The organism is Halioglobus maricola (genome assembly GCF_009388985.1).
GTDB classification, from domain to species: domain Bacteria; phylum Pseudomonadota; class Gammaproteobacteria; order Pseudomonadales; family Halieaceae; genus Halioglobus; species Halioglobus maricola.
Window position 1 is genome coordinate 4,178,864 of sequence record NZ_CP036422.1, and the last position, 15,474, is coordinate 4,194,337.

Annotated in this window: 15 protein-coding genes; 7 read left to right on the top strand and 8 right to left on the bottom strand. The window is 56.9% G+C overall.

Going from position 1 to position 15,474, the window contains the following annotated elements; translation table 11 throughout:
* Positions 1-106 precede the first annotated feature (106 nt).
* The 4 genes from EY643_RS18925 to EY643_RS18940 all read right to left on the bottom strand — a co-directional run bounded on the left by EY643_RS18925 (position 107) and on the right by EY643_RS18940 (position 2,864).
* Positions 107-580, bottom strand: a complete 474-nt coding sequence (locus EY643_RS18925; RefSeq protein ID WP_153240720.1) for a hypothetical protein — start codon at positions 578-580, stop codon at positions 107-109.
* 5 nt (positions 581-585) lie between these two features.
* Complete coding sequence (locus tag EY643_RS18930) at positions 586-1,065, bottom strand: hypothetical protein (protein WP_153240721.1); 480 nt, start codon at positions 1,063-1,065, stop codon at positions 586-588.
* A 91-nt stretch (positions 1,066-1,156) separates the two neighbouring features.
* The gene (locus EY643_RS18935) at positions 1,157-1,768 is read right to left on the bottom strand and encodes a hypothetical protein (RefSeq protein WP_205743104.1); all 612 of its coding nucleotides are present in this window, start codon (positions 1,766-1,768) and stop codon (positions 1,157-1,159) included.
* A 232-nt stretch (positions 1,769-2,000) separates the two neighbouring features.
* A complete protein-coding gene (locus EY643_RS18940; protein ID WP_153240722.1) occupies positions 2,001-2,864 on the bottom strand; it encodes an alpha/beta fold hydrolase in 864 nt (287 codons plus the stop codon).
* A gap of 64 nt (positions 2,865-2,928) precedes the next feature.
* On the opposite strand from EY643_RS18940, the gene EY643_RS18945 reads away from it, so the two are divergent.
* Positions 2,929-3,948: a hypothetical protein gene (locus tag EY643_RS18945; RefSeq protein WP_153240723.1), complete on the top strand. Its 1,020-nt coding sequence runs from the start codon at positions 2,929-2,931 to the stop codon at positions 3,946-3,948.
* Positions 3,949-3,968: 20 nt separating this feature from the next.
* Positions 3,969-5,264: a M20 metallopeptidase family protein gene (locus EY643_RS18950; protein ID WP_153240724.1), complete on the top strand. Its 1,296-nt coding sequence runs from the start codon at positions 3,969-3,971 to the stop codon at positions 5,262-5,264.
* A 40-nt stretch (positions 5,265-5,304) separates the two neighbouring features.
* Here EY643_RS18950 and EY643_RS18955 read toward each other — a convergent pair whose 3' ends face one another.
* On the bottom strand, positions 5,305-5,724 hold the full coding sequence (locus EY643_RS18955) for a hypothetical protein (RefSeq protein WP_153240725.1): 420 nt from the start codon (positions 5,722-5,724) through the stop codon (positions 5,305-5,307).
* 166 nt (positions 5,725-5,890) lie between these two features.
* On the opposite strand from EY643_RS18955, the gene EY643_RS18960 reads away from it, so the two are divergent.
* Positions 5,891-6,376, top strand: a complete 486-nt coding sequence (locus tag EY643_RS18960; RefSeq protein ID WP_153240726.1) for a GNAT family N-acetyltransferase — start codon at positions 5,891-5,893, stop codon at positions 6,374-6,376.
* Between the two features lie 7 nt (positions 6,377-6,383).
* Here EY643_RS18960 and selD read toward each other — a convergent pair whose 3' ends face one another.
* The 3 genes from selD to rdgC are packed head-to-tail and all read right to left on the bottom strand — an operon-like array spanning position 6,384 to position 10,592.
* Positions 6,384-8,588, bottom strand: a complete 2,205-nt coding sequence (gene selD, locus EY643_RS18965) for a selenide, water dikinase SelD (protein WP_153240727.1) — start codon at positions 8,586-8,588, stop codon at positions 6,384-6,386.
* Complete coding sequence (mnmH, locus tag EY643_RS18970) at positions 8,589-9,683, bottom strand: tRNA 2-selenouridine(34) synthase MnmH (RefSeq protein ID WP_153240728.1); 1,095 nt, start codon at positions 9,681-9,683, stop codon at positions 8,589-8,591. It lies immediately after the preceding gene.
* A 3-nt stretch (positions 9,684-9,686) separates the two neighbouring features.
* Complete coding sequence (gene rdgC / locus EY643_RS18975; RefSeq protein ID WP_153240729.1) at positions 9,687-10,592, bottom strand: recombination-associated protein RdgC; 906 nt, start codon at positions 10,590-10,592, stop codon at positions 9,687-9,689.
* Positions 10,593-10,753: 161 nt separating this feature from the next.
* Here rdgC and EY643_RS18980 point away from each other — a divergent pair, with 161 nt between their 5' ends.
* The 4 genes from EY643_RS18980 to EY643_RS18995 all read left to right on the top strand — a co-directional run bounded on the left by EY643_RS18980 (position 10,754) and on the right by EY643_RS18995 (position 15,465).
* The gene (locus EY643_RS18980) at positions 10,754-12,241 is read left to right on the top strand and encodes an FAD-dependent oxidoreductase (protein WP_153240730.1); all 1,488 of its coding nucleotides are present in this window, start codon (positions 10,754-10,756) and stop codon (positions 12,239-12,241) included.
* Positions 12,242-12,307: 66 nt separating this feature from the next.
* A complete protein-coding gene (locus EY643_RS18985; protein WP_153240731.1) occupies positions 12,308-12,757 on the top strand; it encodes a VOC family protein in 450 nt (149 codons plus the stop codon).
* Between the two features lie 3 nt (positions 12,758-12,760).
* On the top strand, positions 12,761-15,100 hold the full coding sequence (locus EY643_RS18990; protein WP_153240732.1) for a SpoIIE family protein phosphatase: 2,340 nt from the start codon (positions 12,761-12,763) through the stop codon (positions 15,098-15,100).
* Positions 15,091-15,465 carry an STAS domain-containing protein gene (locus EY643_RS18995; RefSeq protein ID WP_153240733.1) on the top strand — a complete coding sequence of 125 codons (375 nt, stop codon included), beginning with the start codon at positions 15,091-15,093 and terminating at the stop codon, positions 15,463-15,465. Before EY643_RS18990 ends, EY643_RS18995 begins: the two co-directional genes overlap by 10 nt.
* Positions 15,466-15,474 lie beyond the last annotated feature (9 nt).

Genomic DNA, 15,474 nt, shown 5'->3' on the forward strand with positions numbered 1-15,474 from the left:
AGTATTCGCCCGCCTCGGTTACTTTGTATCATAGAATCCGAGGTTTCCTGCTGGTACGTGACCTTACAAACAGAGCCCTTGCAATAAACATCATCCAGCGTTACATCTAACTCTGTTGATTCAAAAGTCTCGTGGATAGACTCTGTATACCCGTAATCCCCCCCCCGCTTGCTGACGCAAACCTTTCCTCTGCCTCGTAACCCGCATGGTAACTATTGTCGAGACTTGAGGAAAAATGCTCAGCCAAAACGCCGATGCCGTTGCCCTCAACGGAATCAACACGCACTACGTCGACAGACAATGCCTGAACCACATTCTCCAACCCTACCAACCTCGATTCGAGAGAATCAATGTCAAGCGCGGCAGGAACAGAGGGCTCTACAATATTATTGTTGGCCACAGGCAGAGAGAGGCGAGTCTCGAGATCTCGTATAGCTTCGGCATTGCTGTGCACTCGTTCGAGAATAGAGTCTGCTGGTATCGAGGGAGCATCGCTCTCCCCGCCAACCAGCCCAACCGCTAGCCAGGCGGAGGTCACCGAACAAGCAACGGCTACACAGAAGTATTTCAAGTAATTCATGTTCATTACTCCATAGCAATGAGGCCGATAGTCGTCCGGGGTGGCATGGTACATACAAGGTCGAATCTGTTAGCTGAATTAGATCGACGAAGCCCCATCCATTCCAGCGAATTCGAGATTCCTGGTGGAAAGCTCTTACTCTTACGAACATTGCGCTGAACCCAGTCTCCTTTATCTAACTCACGCAGATCGCAGTAGATTGTTTGGCTAAAATTGGCTGCATTAGTCGGCCTTACGATGAGATTGAACGTAGGCGCTGTCATATCGGTTTGAATGGGACACGACACTTTAATTTCCTTGTCATAAGATACATTTTGGATTCCCCCATCTTTGAATCTCAAATACCGATCCTGATTGTGAGGCGCGAATCCTTTACATATATGCCCACTCATAGCTACCACATCTGCTGAGGCCATTGGAGAGAAGCTGGCAATAGCCGCGCATCCAAGAAGCCCAGAAAGTAACCCAAGAATACCTTTATTCATTTTTACTCCTTAAAAAAAGAAATTTTTGATGTAAGGCTCGACACAGAGCCAATAGAGGCCTCTTCTCACAAGCCTATATTCTTCAATATGACTACGACTGTTTCACATAGCATTCGCTGTCGAAACAGCGAACTGTTAGTGTCTCTTCATCACCACATGCCAACTGCCAAACCTCACTTTCTGCAGTAACTTCCAGCAATGAAACTGCTTCTTGACACTCCATACCCTGAGCAAGCGCCTTTACGTCTTTGCGGTGCTTTGCTCCAGAATCACGAACGTCTTGGCGAGCTTCTTTCTTCGCAACTGTGTCTGCACCTTGGACTATCTCTTCTGGAGACATCGATTCGATACCGCAGTTTTTTGCTACCGAATTTTGACGCAAGGACTCGTAATCACCCTTTAGCTGTGCATACTCTCCTGCTTCAGGACCATCTCCACCCTCTAAAGCAAATAGTGCCGGCCAGAATAGAACCAAACCAACTCCCATTTGCCAGTTGTCAGCTGTTCGCTCCGATTTCAGCCGGTTATAGAGTTTTGTCGTTCGCTGACCGACATAGCCCATTTCTTGTGAGATCTGGGAGCAGCTGTATCCTTGGTATTTGAGTGGGGACACATAAGCAGAGTCAATCTTGTCAGGGTGGCTCGCACAACCAGTCGTCAATGCGGCTACAGTAATTCCGAATGCTGCTATTGCAGATTTCATAACCTACCTCCTTTTTGGTTAACAGCAGAATCGCTGCCATGCGAGCAATATATGGGCTAAAAGGGGTAGAAGATGTGATCAAGAACGACAGTGGATTGACTCCCTGCGCCATAAGGAACAGGGTTAACCGAAGTAAGGCCAGCTATCAGAAAGAGCCTAGTGCTGAACTATTACGGACAATAGAAAATCAGGCGATACCAAGGGCCTCGTCAGCTATGACGGGGCCTTTTTTTCATGCCCCCGAATGCTCAATTTTTTCCAACACGGATGCCAACACAGCTTCAGGCGCCTCCACCTGAGGATAGTGTCCCACCCCCTCAAGACGGACAGTATCGGGGTTGGGAATCAGTGCTTCATAGCGGTCCACCAAATGCCCCCCCGAAACGGGATCCAACACGCCGTCCGTAAGGCGAATAGGAATCTCCGCCTGTTGCAGTGCACCCACCCAACGTTCGCGGTTGGCGCGACGCTCGGTAATGTAGTGAATAAGGCGATGCATGACCTTGTGCCCGTCGTTGTACTGGATCAGTTCCCAGAACTCATCAATTTCCTGCTCACTAGGGGGAGTGTCAGGGCCAAATACTTTTTTCAAATTCTTCGAAAGAGTGCCTCGCTTCATTAACTTGACCAGCAATCCACCGATCGGGCTACGCAACACTTTCTGCATAAACACAGCGTGATGCGTTTCGGGGAAAAGCCCTCCGTTGAGCAGGTTGAGCGTTTTCATGTGGAAACCGAGTGAACCCTCGTTTTGCCGCGCCAACAGTTCCTGGGCCACAGTGTCACCGTAATCGTGTGCCAGAACGTGGCACTCGCCGACACCCAGCCTCTCCAATAAGCGGCAATAAAGATCTGCCTGAAAATAAAGGCTGTACGGTTGCTGGGGTTTATCGCTGTAACCGAAACCCAGCATGTCCAGAGTGATACAGCGATAACGCGCGACCAGTTCTGGCCAGATCTTGATCCAGTCCCAACTCGAGGTGGGGTAGCCGTGGATAAGCAGCAAGGGCTCACCCTCGCCCTCCACTCGATAGAAGATTCGGTGCCCTTCGTGCTCGAAATACTCGCCGGTGTCGCGCCACTGTTGCAACTTCATGAAACTATACCTGTCAGCCCTGTTAATTTATTCTGTTGGTCAGTCACTACTTCGCCTAGCCAATATGCCCAGATTCATTAGAAGAATAGCAGCTCTCTGCCTGGCAACGATGTTCGCCCAGCCTCTCTGGTCGAAGGAATCTCCTGAACCCACATTCGAAGAGCGCCCCATCCGCAATAGCAGCACCTATCCCTCCCTTGAGGAACGGGAACTGGGCAATCCGGTGATCAAGAAAACTGGCGAACCTGCTATCTGGGAACACCCCCTGCCGTTTTTTGCCCAGGACGTCATCGATCTCGGCTTCGAACTGCCAAAACCGTTCGGCCTCGCGGTAATACCCAACCGGATAGTACAGGAGCTCAGCCTCTCGGATCTCTCGATACGCTTCAATGACCAACCTTGGGAAGACATCGATTTTGTTACCTTCGACACTCCTGAGGCAAGCAACAACAATGTCCAGCTCAAGTTCGACGCATGGGTCTTCCCCTTCATGAATCTATATGCCGTGTATGGCAAGATGCGCGGCGAAGGCGACATACCCATCGAAGTGGAAGGCCGCGGGCTGCTGGAATATATCGGCATTAATTGCGACGGCATATTAGCACCCGCTGCTTGTCAGAGAACCATTCGCGGCACTGCCGAACCGGACTACGATGGCGAGAGCTTCAGCCTGGGCATGAACCTGGCTATGGGCTGGGAGCGTTTCTTTGTCACCCTGCCTCTTACCTACACCTGGAGCGACGTCAATATATTCCCGGAAAAGGTCGAGACCATCTTCATATCACCACGCTTTGGCGTGACCGGCGATGTCGAGGAGATGGGCACGCTAGCCGTTTTCATCGGCGCCAGTTATCTCAAGGCTGACGTGGATGTCACCGGCAGCCTGGAATTCGACACCAGCGGGATTCCCGGCCTCGGGGACCAGACCACCCTCGATTTCGAAATCACCCAGAAAACAGCCGATCGCTGGAACTACCTGCTTGGCTTCAACTGGGACATCACTCGCAGTTGGTCGGTCATGGGCGAGATCGGCGCCGGTGGAAGTCGGCAAAACTTCCTTGCGTCGGTCACCTGGCGTTTCTAACATTCTGACGGAATACACCTATGCAGCTCCTTCGTACCGCGTTGATCGCGTCCAGCTTTGCCTTAGCCCTGCCTGGGCAGGCCGCCCCATTGAGCAACGAAGCACTGTTGACCCACTACCATCATCTCCATCGGAACCCTGAGCTATCGCTGCAGGAAAAGGAGACCTCCGCCTACCTGGCACGTGAACTAAAAGAGTTGGGATACGAAGTCACCACCGACATCGGCGGCCACGGCATCGTCGCGATACTCGAGAACGGCAGCGGCCCAACCCTTATGTTCAGAGCGGACATGGATGGCCTCCCCATCCCCGAAGCGACCGGGTTGCCCTACGCCAGCCAGGCCACCGGCATTATCCCCTCGGGTGATGAAGTTCCAGTCATGCACGGCTGTGGTCACGACGTCCACATGACGGTACTGCTTGGCGTTGCCAGCCAACTTGCCGCCCGGCGCGACGAATGGCAGGGCACGCTGATGCTCGTAGGTCAGCCCGCAGAAGAAGTGGGCAAAGGCGCCAAGGCCATGCTGGAGGATGGTCTGTTCACTCGCTTCCCCAGGCCTGAATACAATATGACCTTGCATGTGAGCGCGAGCCTTCCCGCTGGCCAGATAGCCTGGGTGAGCGGTTTCGCTATGGCCAACGTCGACTCGGTGGATGTGACTGTTTACGGCCAAGGGGGCCACGGCGCCTATCCACACAAAACCAAAGACCCCGTGGTTATGGCCGCCCAGATTGTCACCTCGCTGCAAACCATCGTCAGCCGTGAACTATCACCACTGGATTCGGCAGTGGTCACTGTGGGTTCAATCCATGGCGGTACCAAACACAACATCATCTCAGACGAAGTGAAACTGCAACTGACCGTGCGCAGCTACTCCGACAAGTCTCGCGCTCTTTTGCTACGTCGAATAAAGGAAATAAGCCAGGGCGTTGCGCGCACTGCAGGTATGCCCGAGGATCGTCTACCAGTGGTGGAAGTAAAAGATGAATACACGCCAGCCGTTTACAACAACCCGGCGCTGGTCGCCAAAATTGCGCCGCTATTGGAGCGGAGCCTGGGCGAAGATGCTGTCGTGGAAACAAGCCCTGTGATGGGCGGGGAGGATTTCTCACGCTACGGCCGCACCGAACACAAAATTCCCGGCAGCCTTATGTGGCTGGGAGCAGTAAAGCCGACAGATTACGCGGCATCAGAACGCGGTGAGCACTCACTCCCGAGCCTGCATTCAGCCAAATTTGCGCCAGACGCGGCGCCCGCGATTGAAACCGGCGTGAAAGCCGTCAGTGCAACATTGTTGGGGTTGTTCAAGCCCTGAGGGAGAATGGAGGCCCTGGAAGCGGGCCTCCCAGATCATCCTAGCCCTGGCCCATGGCCTTGCTCGCTTCATCAGCGGCATCGGAGGCTGCATCAGAGGCATCATTGGCGGCGCCTTCTACGGCATCTGCCGCGTCATCGGCCATGTCACCGGCTGCGTCGACAGCATCTTCAGCCATTGCCTGAGCGGTGTCCGCCGCTTCATCGATCGCTTCGCCAGTCGCCTCGGCCGCATCGCCAATCGCGTCACCAGCATCGGACATTGCCTCTCCGGTAGCTTCTACTGCGTCGTCGGCAGCTTCTTCTACAGCATCGACAGCATCAGAGGCAGATTCGACAACAGTATCAGCAGCTTCTTGAACAGAGGAAGTTGCGGATTCAACGTCTTCTTTACTGCACGCGGAAATGGATACTGCGAGAACAGCCGCAAATCCAGCGGCAAACAATTTGTTGATATTCATATCTATCCCTAAGCTTTGTGCGCCGGACTCCGGCACATTTTGATTTATAGTGTCAGCCTGCATTTACTTACTACCGCACAGGAGAGAACGAGCCTATAGCCCCGCTCTGCACATGTAAAGCGGTCAGAATACGCTTGCACACCATCCCAAACCCGAGGAATAACCCATGGCTAACATCCAAATCCGCCCTGCAAAGCCCGAAGACAGCGGCCTCATTTACCGCTTTGTCCGGGAATTGGCGATTTACGAGAAAGCGCTGGAAGAAGTCGCTACAGACGAGGCTGGCCTGCGCGAGGCACTGTTTGGTGCCAAGCCTCTGGCCCACGGCTTGATCAGCGAAATTGACGCGCAGCCAGTAGGGTTTGCGATTTACTTCTACAATTTCTCAACCTGGCTGGGTAAGTACGGCATTTTCCTGGAGGACTTGTATGTCTCCCCTGAGTACCGCGGCCATGGCGCGGGCAAGGCATTGCTGCAACACCTGGCAAAGCAGGCGGTCGCTGAAGGCTGTGGCAGGTTCGAGTGGAACGTACTGGACTGGAACGAACCGTCAATCAAGTTCTATGAAGCCTGTGGGGCCGTGGCCATGAGCGAGTGGATAGGCTATCGACTCAGTGGTGACGCACTTACAGCATTTGCGACAAGCGAATAAAGCCTGTTTAGCTCAGGCGAATGGAAGCCGCTCCTCTTGCTTCAATCTTGCCAATAGCAATTGCCTGTGTGTAGCCAGCTTCGTGCAGTGAATGACAATAGGCCTCGGCGCGCTCTGCCGGCAGTGCTACCAGAAGGCCGCCACTGGTCTGGGGGTCGAGTAACAAACTCACCCCGTCCGCCCTCTTCGCGGCGGGATCCGGGAGCACCTCAGCCGTCATCATCTCAGCATTAGCCGCGTGCATTGAGCTGCGCACGCCGCCGGCGAGATGGTCGCGGGCGCCAGGCAAGGAGGGAACATGTTCAGCGCATAATTGGGCACTCACCGTTTCATCCAGCATCTCAAGCAAGTGCCCAAGTAGGCCGAAACCGGTGATATCAGTGCAGGCCCGCGCACCATGGGCGAGGGCCAGCTCAGCAGCCCGACCATTGCCCTGCAACATCATATCGATGGCGCCGCGAATCTGACGGCCATCCGCCAGTAAACTCATCTGGGCAGCAAACAGCACACCTGTTCCCAATGGCTTCGTCAGCACCAGCTCATCGCCGGGCTGTACGCCACGCTTGGGTAATAGCCCGCGGCTGGGATCCATCGGTTGGCCATTCACCGTGAAACCAAGCTGGAGCTCCGACCCCTGCATACTGTGTCCGCCCGACAACAGACAATCGACCCGACTGAATTCGTGCAGTGCACCGCCGAGAATTTGTTCCAGTTCCCGTTGCAGCAAGCTGCTGCGAGCGAAAGGCAAGGTCATAGCCGCCAGCGCAGAGATTGGGCGAGCACCGCAGGCATAGAGATCGCTGAGCGCATGATTGGCTGCTATACGGCCCATCAGCCAGGGGTCGCTGACCATTTGCCGCAGCAAGTCAATGCTCTGCACCAGTGGCTGATCGCCCTGCGCTGGTATCGCCGCAGCATCGTCGCCAGTGGGCACGCTGTGCCCGGGGAACTCAAGCGTCAGCTTCGAGAGTGTCGCCGCCAACCCTCTCGCGCCTACCTTGGCGCCGCAGCCACCACAGTGCGGCTTGCGCTCAGGGTCTAGCGCGCCAGGCAATGCCTGCGCCGGATCACCCGACGGCATCGCAGGCAAGGCTTCGAACCGCCCCATGAATTCACGATCAATACGGTCCTTCCAGCGCCATACCCATTCGCCGGAAGCGAAGAAAGGCCCGCGGTCTGCCGCCGCTTTGCGATCGCCAAGAGACACCAGCGACAAAAAACGATGTTGAGGCCGGTGCTCGCGCAGGGCAGAGCCCATCAAGCTCGCATGTAAATTCGCGGCGAGCACCGGGCCCTGCCGCACAGCATAAACGCCCGCCTTGGGCCGGGGATGCTCAACCTGGGTAGCGATATCGCCCGCGGCAAAGACATCAGGGTCGTCCACCGACTGCAGCGCGTTGTTGATCTTGAGAAACCCTCGCTCGTCACAAGCAAGGCCACTGGCCGCAACCCAGGGCGCCGCTGCTGCGCCGGTGCACCAGAACAATTTGTCGTATGGGTGGCGACGGCCATCGGCCAGCAACAAAGCATCTTCCTCCACCCGGTCGACACGGCTGGAGAGCTGCACATTTACATTCAGGTCTTGCAGAGCGCGCTCGGCCGCAGCTCGCGCCCCGCGATTGTAGCCCTGCAGTATCTGGTCGCCGCCACAAATGAGATCGAACTGGACATGCTTGTCAGCTAGCGTATGGGCCATAGCCAGCACCAACTCAACACTCCCAGCGCCGCCACCCACGACCGCCACTCGGGGCATTTGCGAGTGTGCGGTGAGCTGGTCCTCGAGTTCACGCCAGCGTCGCCACAGCCCAGCCACGGGTTTGACCGGCACCGAGAAAGCGCGCGCGCCGGGAACAGAATCGAGCTCTGGCTGCGAGCCTATATCGATACTGAGCAGGTCGTAGTGCACCGACGGGCGTCCGGCCAGTTGCAGTATCTTGTTGCGGGGATCGAGGCCAGTGACCTCTGCCTCGAGAAATCGTACACCGGCCCACTGGCACAGCCTGGCGAGGTCGATGTGAGCGTCCTCGAACGTGTAATGGCCAGCCACTAGCCCAGGCAGCATCCCTGAGTAAGGCGTATGACTGGAAGGGGAAATCAGGGTGATACGCAGGCCGGCGACAGGTTTCATTGCCAGCATGCGGAGAGCCAGCGCGTGGGCGTGCCCGCCCCCGACGAACACCAGGTCGCTAACGAGTTCGGGCTGGGCGCGCATTCAGGAATTCTCCTCGCACCAGTGCACAACCTCATCGCGACTACCCGTAAACAGCACGTCACCGGCGCGCTGCTCCAACTGGTATTCGTACATAGGATCGTAATACTTCGCCAACAGGAACCCAATCCACTCGCGGTGGCCACCCAGATCGCCACTCTCAGCCTGATCCGCAAAGGCATCTGCCATCACCGCGCTCATTCGCTGGTGGCGTTCACCGCCCAGGCGCTTGCGGATTCTTGCCAGGTCGTCCTGCAATTTCTCGGCGTGGAGCTTGTGACCTTCATCGCCGTGGAGTGCGCGGTAACGCCTGCCCAGATCCAGGATGTAATCCTCGATAACGATATCTATCCGTTCATCAAGGCTCTGCTCGACTATCACCATGGGGGCGTTCTTCATACTGTCCCGCAAAACTTCGGGTACAAACAAACGACCAATCAGGCGCCCCTCATCTTCCAGGAAGACTCGCGGCCCTGCGGTATCCAGTAACTTCAGCAAGGCAATACTGAGCAGGTTCTCAAAATCTATCTGGCTGGGCTGCGGACTCGGCATCTGGCCGAACGTTGAACCGCGATGATTTGCCAGGCCCTCCAGATCAATGCAGTTTTGCAGTGCCCACACGACCCGGGTTTTGCCGGTGCCGGTCTTGCCACTGATCAGGACGATGTTCGCGGCAGCAACCGAGCGCTCCAGTTCATCAATCAGGAAACGGCGCATGGCCTTATAGCCACCGCGAATCAGGGGATAATCAATACCTTCATCGCGCAACCATTGGCGCACAGTCTGGGAGCGGAGGCCGCCGCGAAAACAATAGAGATAACCGTCGGGGTTGGCCCGGGCAAATTCACACCAGGCAGCAAGGCGCTCCGCCCGCGCTTCGCCGCTGACCAGGCTATGGCCGAGGGCGATCGCAGCATCCTGACCATCGCGCTTGTAACAGGTACCCACCTTGGCCCGCTCGACATCAGTCATCAGGGGCAAACTGAGGGTGTTGGGGAATGCGCCCTTATCGAATTCCAGCGGCGCCCGCATGTCCATCATGGGCGCATCGGTAAGGAACAGCGCGCGGTAGTCTTCCGTATCCGGGCGCTGGCTCAAGGCCTACTCCGCTTCGCCGCCGAAGATGGCTATAACACGCTCCTGCAAGCCCGTGACAGCGTCTGCCATCAGGGCAAAATCTGCGTCGAGGCGCGCAGCGTTGTCAGCTTCAGGAATTTCGTCATTCTCTTTCATAAGCTCTTCGGAAAACTTGAGGCGCCTCAGGCACAGGTCTTCAGCCAACACCAGTTTCACTCGATCCTCCCACTGCATGGCCAGACGCGCTACCTGTTTGCCAGCGTTAAGGTGAGTTTCCACCTCTTCACTCAACAAATCAACGCCGCGGCAGCGCACTACACCACCCTCTTCTCCCAGTTCTCGCAACTCGCATTCCTCGCCCAGGACGAAATCGTCGGGTAAGTTCTGGTGAGCCAGCCAGCCCGTCATCGTGGCGGACGGAGCATTGTTCACCTGGGGCAAGACCACCGGAAAACTGCCGATGCATTCACGCAGCAGATTAAGTAGCTCCTCTGCCCGCGCGGCACTGGCCGCGTCGACAAAAACCCAGTTGCTGCGGGTATCGATATAGGCAAAAACCGCACTGGATCTGCTGAACGCCCGGGGAAGGCAGTCCTGGATGATCTCGTCTTTAAGCGTGAGACGCTCCTTGCGATACACCTTACGGGCCTGCTCGTGCTCGATGTGAGCCACCTTTTCTTCTACTTGCTCGCGCACCACGGTAGAGGGCAGGAGTTTTTCTTCCCGCTTGAGCTTGATCAGCAGCCGGCCACTTGCGGCATGGGCCAATTCACCGGCTTCCTCCCCCAGCGGCGGCACCCAGCCCAGGGAGAGAGCCTGCGACTTGGCACAGGGTTCAAACGCGCGCTGGGCAAGTTGTTCACCGAGTTGCTCTGCGGATAGATCGAAAGGGGTCGTGAGACGATAGGCTCTAATATTCTTGAACCACATAATTATACTGCTCTGGCAAAAGCGGCAAATTGTAACCCAGCGGCGGGGCAAAAAGAGAGCCGTGTACAAATTGTTGTCCCTCCGGAGCACCTGGGACATTGTTTTTAGCCGCCGCAGACAGTCTAATTTGCATCCTGAGGAATACAGCACCGGAAGAACCCATGAGCGACACCAAAAAAGCGACCCCCACCCAGCCACGCCACGCCCGGGATATCACCTCCTGGGATCGGGAAACTGACGTGGCGGTCGTCGGTTTTGGCGGCGCAGGTGGCTGCGCTGCGATCGAGGCGGCTGACGCCGGCGCGTCCGTCACTATTTTCGAAGTCGCCAGTGCAAGTGGTGGCTCGACCGCCATGTCCAGTGCCGAAATCTACATGGGTGGCAATGGCGGGACCCGCGTGCAAAAGGCCTGCGGTTTCGAAGATTCGACCGAGGATATGGTCACCTACATGATGATGTCGGCCGGCCCCCAGGCCGATGAAGCCAAGATTCGCAATTATTGCGAGAACAGCTCCGCCCACTTTGATTGGCTCGCCGGACTGGGTGTGCCGTTTAAAGACAGCTTCCATGCAGAGCGCGCCATCATGTGCCTGACCGACGACTGTCTTCTCTACACCGGCTCAGAGAAAGCCTACCCTTTTCGCGAACAGGCCAAGCCCTGCCCACGCGGCCACAATCTCGAGATCGAGGGTGACAATGGCGGGCCATTGTTTATGAAGATCGTGACCGAGAACGTGGAAAAACGCGACCTTATCGAGGTCGAATACGAGACACGGGCGCTGGCGCTGATTGTTAACGACGATAGCGAGGTGGTCGGCCTGGTCATCCGTCAGGGTAAACAGGAACTCAATGTGCGCGCCCACAAGGGTGTCATTCTGTGCGCCGGCGGTTTCAACATGAATGAGGAAATGGTGCAAAAGTACGCGCCGAAACTGCTGCGCGGCAACACCCCCATCGGTAATCCCGGCGATACCGGCACCGGCATCATGATGGGAATGTCCGTGGGTGGCGCAGCCATCAATATGCACGAGGGATTCATCAGCATTCCCTACTATCCGCCAGCGAGCATTACCGGGGGCATCCTGGTCAACGACAAAGGACAGCGCTTCATTAACGAAGACGTGTACCACTCGCGCCTGGGGCAGGCCGTGCTGGACCAGCCCGGCGACCGCTTCTACTTCATCCTCACCGTGGAACAGTACGGCGACTACGAGAAGTTCAATTTTATGGGCGCTAGCATCGCAGGAACTGGCGAAACAATCGCTGAACTCGAGGAAGAACTCGGCCTGCGCAAAGACACGCTGGCACATACGATCAACATCTACAACGAGGATGTCGAAGCGGGCACAGACTCCCTGTTCCACAAGGCCCCAGAATGGCTCGAAAAGCTCACACTCCCACTCGTAGCACTGGATCTCACTCCTGGCCGAGGCGCATTCGTGCCCTATTTCACCCTTGGCGGCCTCGACACCCTGCCCACTGGAGAAGTGGTGGATCCGCAGCGCAATGTCATCACGGGGCTCTATGCAGCCGGACGAACCGCCTGTGGCGTGGTGCGCAGGGCCGACGGATATTCCAGCGGCATGTCCGTGGGCGATGCAACCTACTCTGGACGCATGTCAGGCAAGCAGGTCGCTACTACTCGCTGATCCCTTGCGCCGCCAGCGCGGCGCTTCTACCATGAGGCTCCTAGAACGAAGCGCCCGGAGACTCACATGAAGTACCTTCACACCATGGTTCGTGCCCGCGACCTGGACGAAACCATGGATTTCTACTGCAACAAACTGGGCCTGGTGGAAGTCAAACGCTACGACAGCGAAGCCGGCCGCTTCACCCTGGTATTTCTCGCCGCTCCCGGCGACGAGGTCGACCCCGAAAGCGGCCTGGGTCGCATCGCGCCCTGTATAGAGATCACCTGGAACTGGGACCCCGAATCGTACGAAGGCGGGCGCAACTTCGGCCATCTGGCCTATGAAGTCGAAGACATTTACGCCAGCTGCCAGAAGCTGATGGATGCTGGTGTCACCATCAACCGCCCACCCCGGGACGGCGGTATGGCGTTTGTCCGCTCCCCCGACGGTATCTCGATCGAATTGCTGCAGCAGGGGGATGCGCTGCCGCCAGCAGAACCCTGGGCGTCCATGGAAAATACCGGTAGCTGGTAAATCGTGCGCAACAGCATCGCCACACGCCTGATCGTTCTGCTCACTCTGTGTGCAGCGCTGATCGTCGGCGGTGGCATGATGGTGGACTATCGCCTTTCCCGGGCAGAAATTCTCGAACGCCTTGACCAGGAGTCCAACGAACGCATCAAAGCTGTACTGGGCGATATCGAAAACTGGCTCAGCGGCGTTGAGGCCGCGACCGGATTTCTGGGCCAGATCCTGACCCAGCGTGAATACAGTGAGGAAGGGCTGAAACAGATGCTGCGGGACCTCGTACAAAACAACGAGGAAATTTACGGCGGCGCCATCGCACTTAACCCCGCATTCGCGCAAACGGACTCCGGCTACTCGCCCTATTTCTACCACAGCGACGCCGGCGTCGCGTTTGCTGACCTGGCGAACGCCGAGGCGAACTATCAAGACCAGCCCTGGTTCGTGGACCCCATCGAGGCGGGGACATCTATCTGGTCGGAACCGTATTACGATACCGGCGGCGGTGAGGCATTGATGACCACCTATTCCGTGCCGGTGTATCGATTCGATGACCAGGGTGAGCGCTTTCTGTACGCCGTGGTCACCGCCGATGTACTCGTCAAGGAACTACATCGGGTACTGCAGTTACTCCACCTCGGAAAACACAGTCACGGCCTGATGCTGAGTAACGAAGGCTTGCTGTTAAGCAGCCGCAGGGATGCAGACCTTCTGCGTCACTACTCCGAGGTAGCCGTACCTCAAGGCAACCTGGATGCCTGGCACGAAATGCTCGAACGGGTAAGGGCTGGCGACAATGTCAGTCGGGAAATCGAATGCCCAGAAATCGATGGCCGCTGCATCCTGAGAATCGGCGCCCTGCGCTCCAACGGATGGCCGATCGGTATTGTCTACTCACAGGATGAAGTGCTGGAACCACTCCACGATTACCAGCTGAAAACCGCGATTATTAGCGCCGTTACGCTACTCGCTATGGCGCTCGCGGTTTACCTGGTCACTTACCGAATCACCCGTCCACTGGCCTCACTCAGCACAGCTAGCGCCAACATCGCCAGAGGCGATATGGACTCACCACTGCCGCCAGCTCAAGGCAATGATGAAATAGCCACCCTCGTGCGCAGTTTCGGTAGCATGAGCCAGGACCTGAAGACCTATATCGCCGACCTCGAGTCGGTAACCGCGTCGCGCAGCCGCCTGGAGGGCGAGCTCGCCGCTGCCCGCGAGATTCAGATGTCGATGCTGCCAGGCGCAGGCGAGGCCTTGCTCCAGGAGGATGGGGTCGATCTGTGGGCCCGGGTCCAGCCTGCGAAAACCGTCGGGGGTGACCTCTATACCTACTATCGCGGCAACAACCATCTATTTATCGCGGTAGGCGATGTCAGCGACAAGGGCGTGCCAGCGGCGTTGTTTATGGCGCGGGCCATCAGCCTGATCCAACAGCTGTCGGGCACAGCCACACCGCCACATCAGGCCATGGCCGAGCTCAACAACGCGCTCGAACGCGATAATCAAAGCTGCATGTTCGTGACGCTCTTCCTGGGCGTGCTGGATATCCCAAGTGGCCGCTTGCGCTTTGCCAGCGCGGGCCACACCGCACCCAGCCTGCTGCGCCAAGGGGGCGTGACCGTGATTGGCCAGGACACAGGCCCCGCACTGGGCCTGGCCCGGGACCAGAACTATCCAGACAACCTGCTCCAGCTGCTCCCCGGCGATCGGCTCGCTATCTACACTGACGGTATCGATGAAGCTTTCAACGAAGAGGGAGAAATGTTCGGTGTCGGCAAATTCAATCTCGAACTTCTGAAATGTGCCGACCAGGATATCGCTACAGCCGGTGCCACACTGTTCGACTCGGTTGCGCACCATGCGGGAAAACAACCTCAGTCCGACGACATCACCTTGTTGCTGCTGCAATACCCTCAGGCAGATACGCCCCCGGCGCATTGCCACTTCCACTTGGGTTCAGGCCTCACCGGCCGGGTCCAGGCCTGGATGGAGCCTGTTCTCGAAGCCTGGGGAATTCCCTCCGACAGCGCCATGGAACTCCATCTGGTGACTGAAGAAATCGTGACCAATGTACAGAAGCACGCAGGACTTCCTGCAGAGGAAAAAGTTCTGCTGGAGCTGCGCCTGCAGGCGCGCACACTAACGCTACTGGCGAAAGACAACGGCATCGCATTCAACCCGCTGCTCGATGCCCGGCGCGCCGAGTTGGGCGCAGAGATCGAATCTGCCGAGATCGGTGGCCTTGGTGTACACTTGGTCACCAGACTGACCGATCGGCAACACTATCAACGCGACGGCGAGCACAACGTGCTCTCCATTGAAAAGGACTTACCCGTATGGACCTGACCACCACCGTTTCTATTGACGAAGAAAGCTCAGTAGCAAGGGTAAAACTGGACGGCGCCCTGAACACCGATACCGCTCCGGCATTTGAGTTGCGGCTACAGGAAGTGGTTGAGGCCGGCTACCAGCTGACCGTGCTGGACATGAAGGAACTCGACTACATCAGTTCCGCAGGCTTGCGCGTTATATTCAAGGCCGCCAAACAAACTCGCTCAGACGGTCGTAGCCTCGCCGCAGCCAATCGCAAGCCCCACATCGACAAGGTGTTTGAAATCCTCAAGGCTCTGCCAGACATGGCAGTGTTCGCCAACGAACAGGAATTGGACGAATATCTGGATGCCATGCAGAGCAAGGCCAAAGGCGAGTAAAGCGAGGCG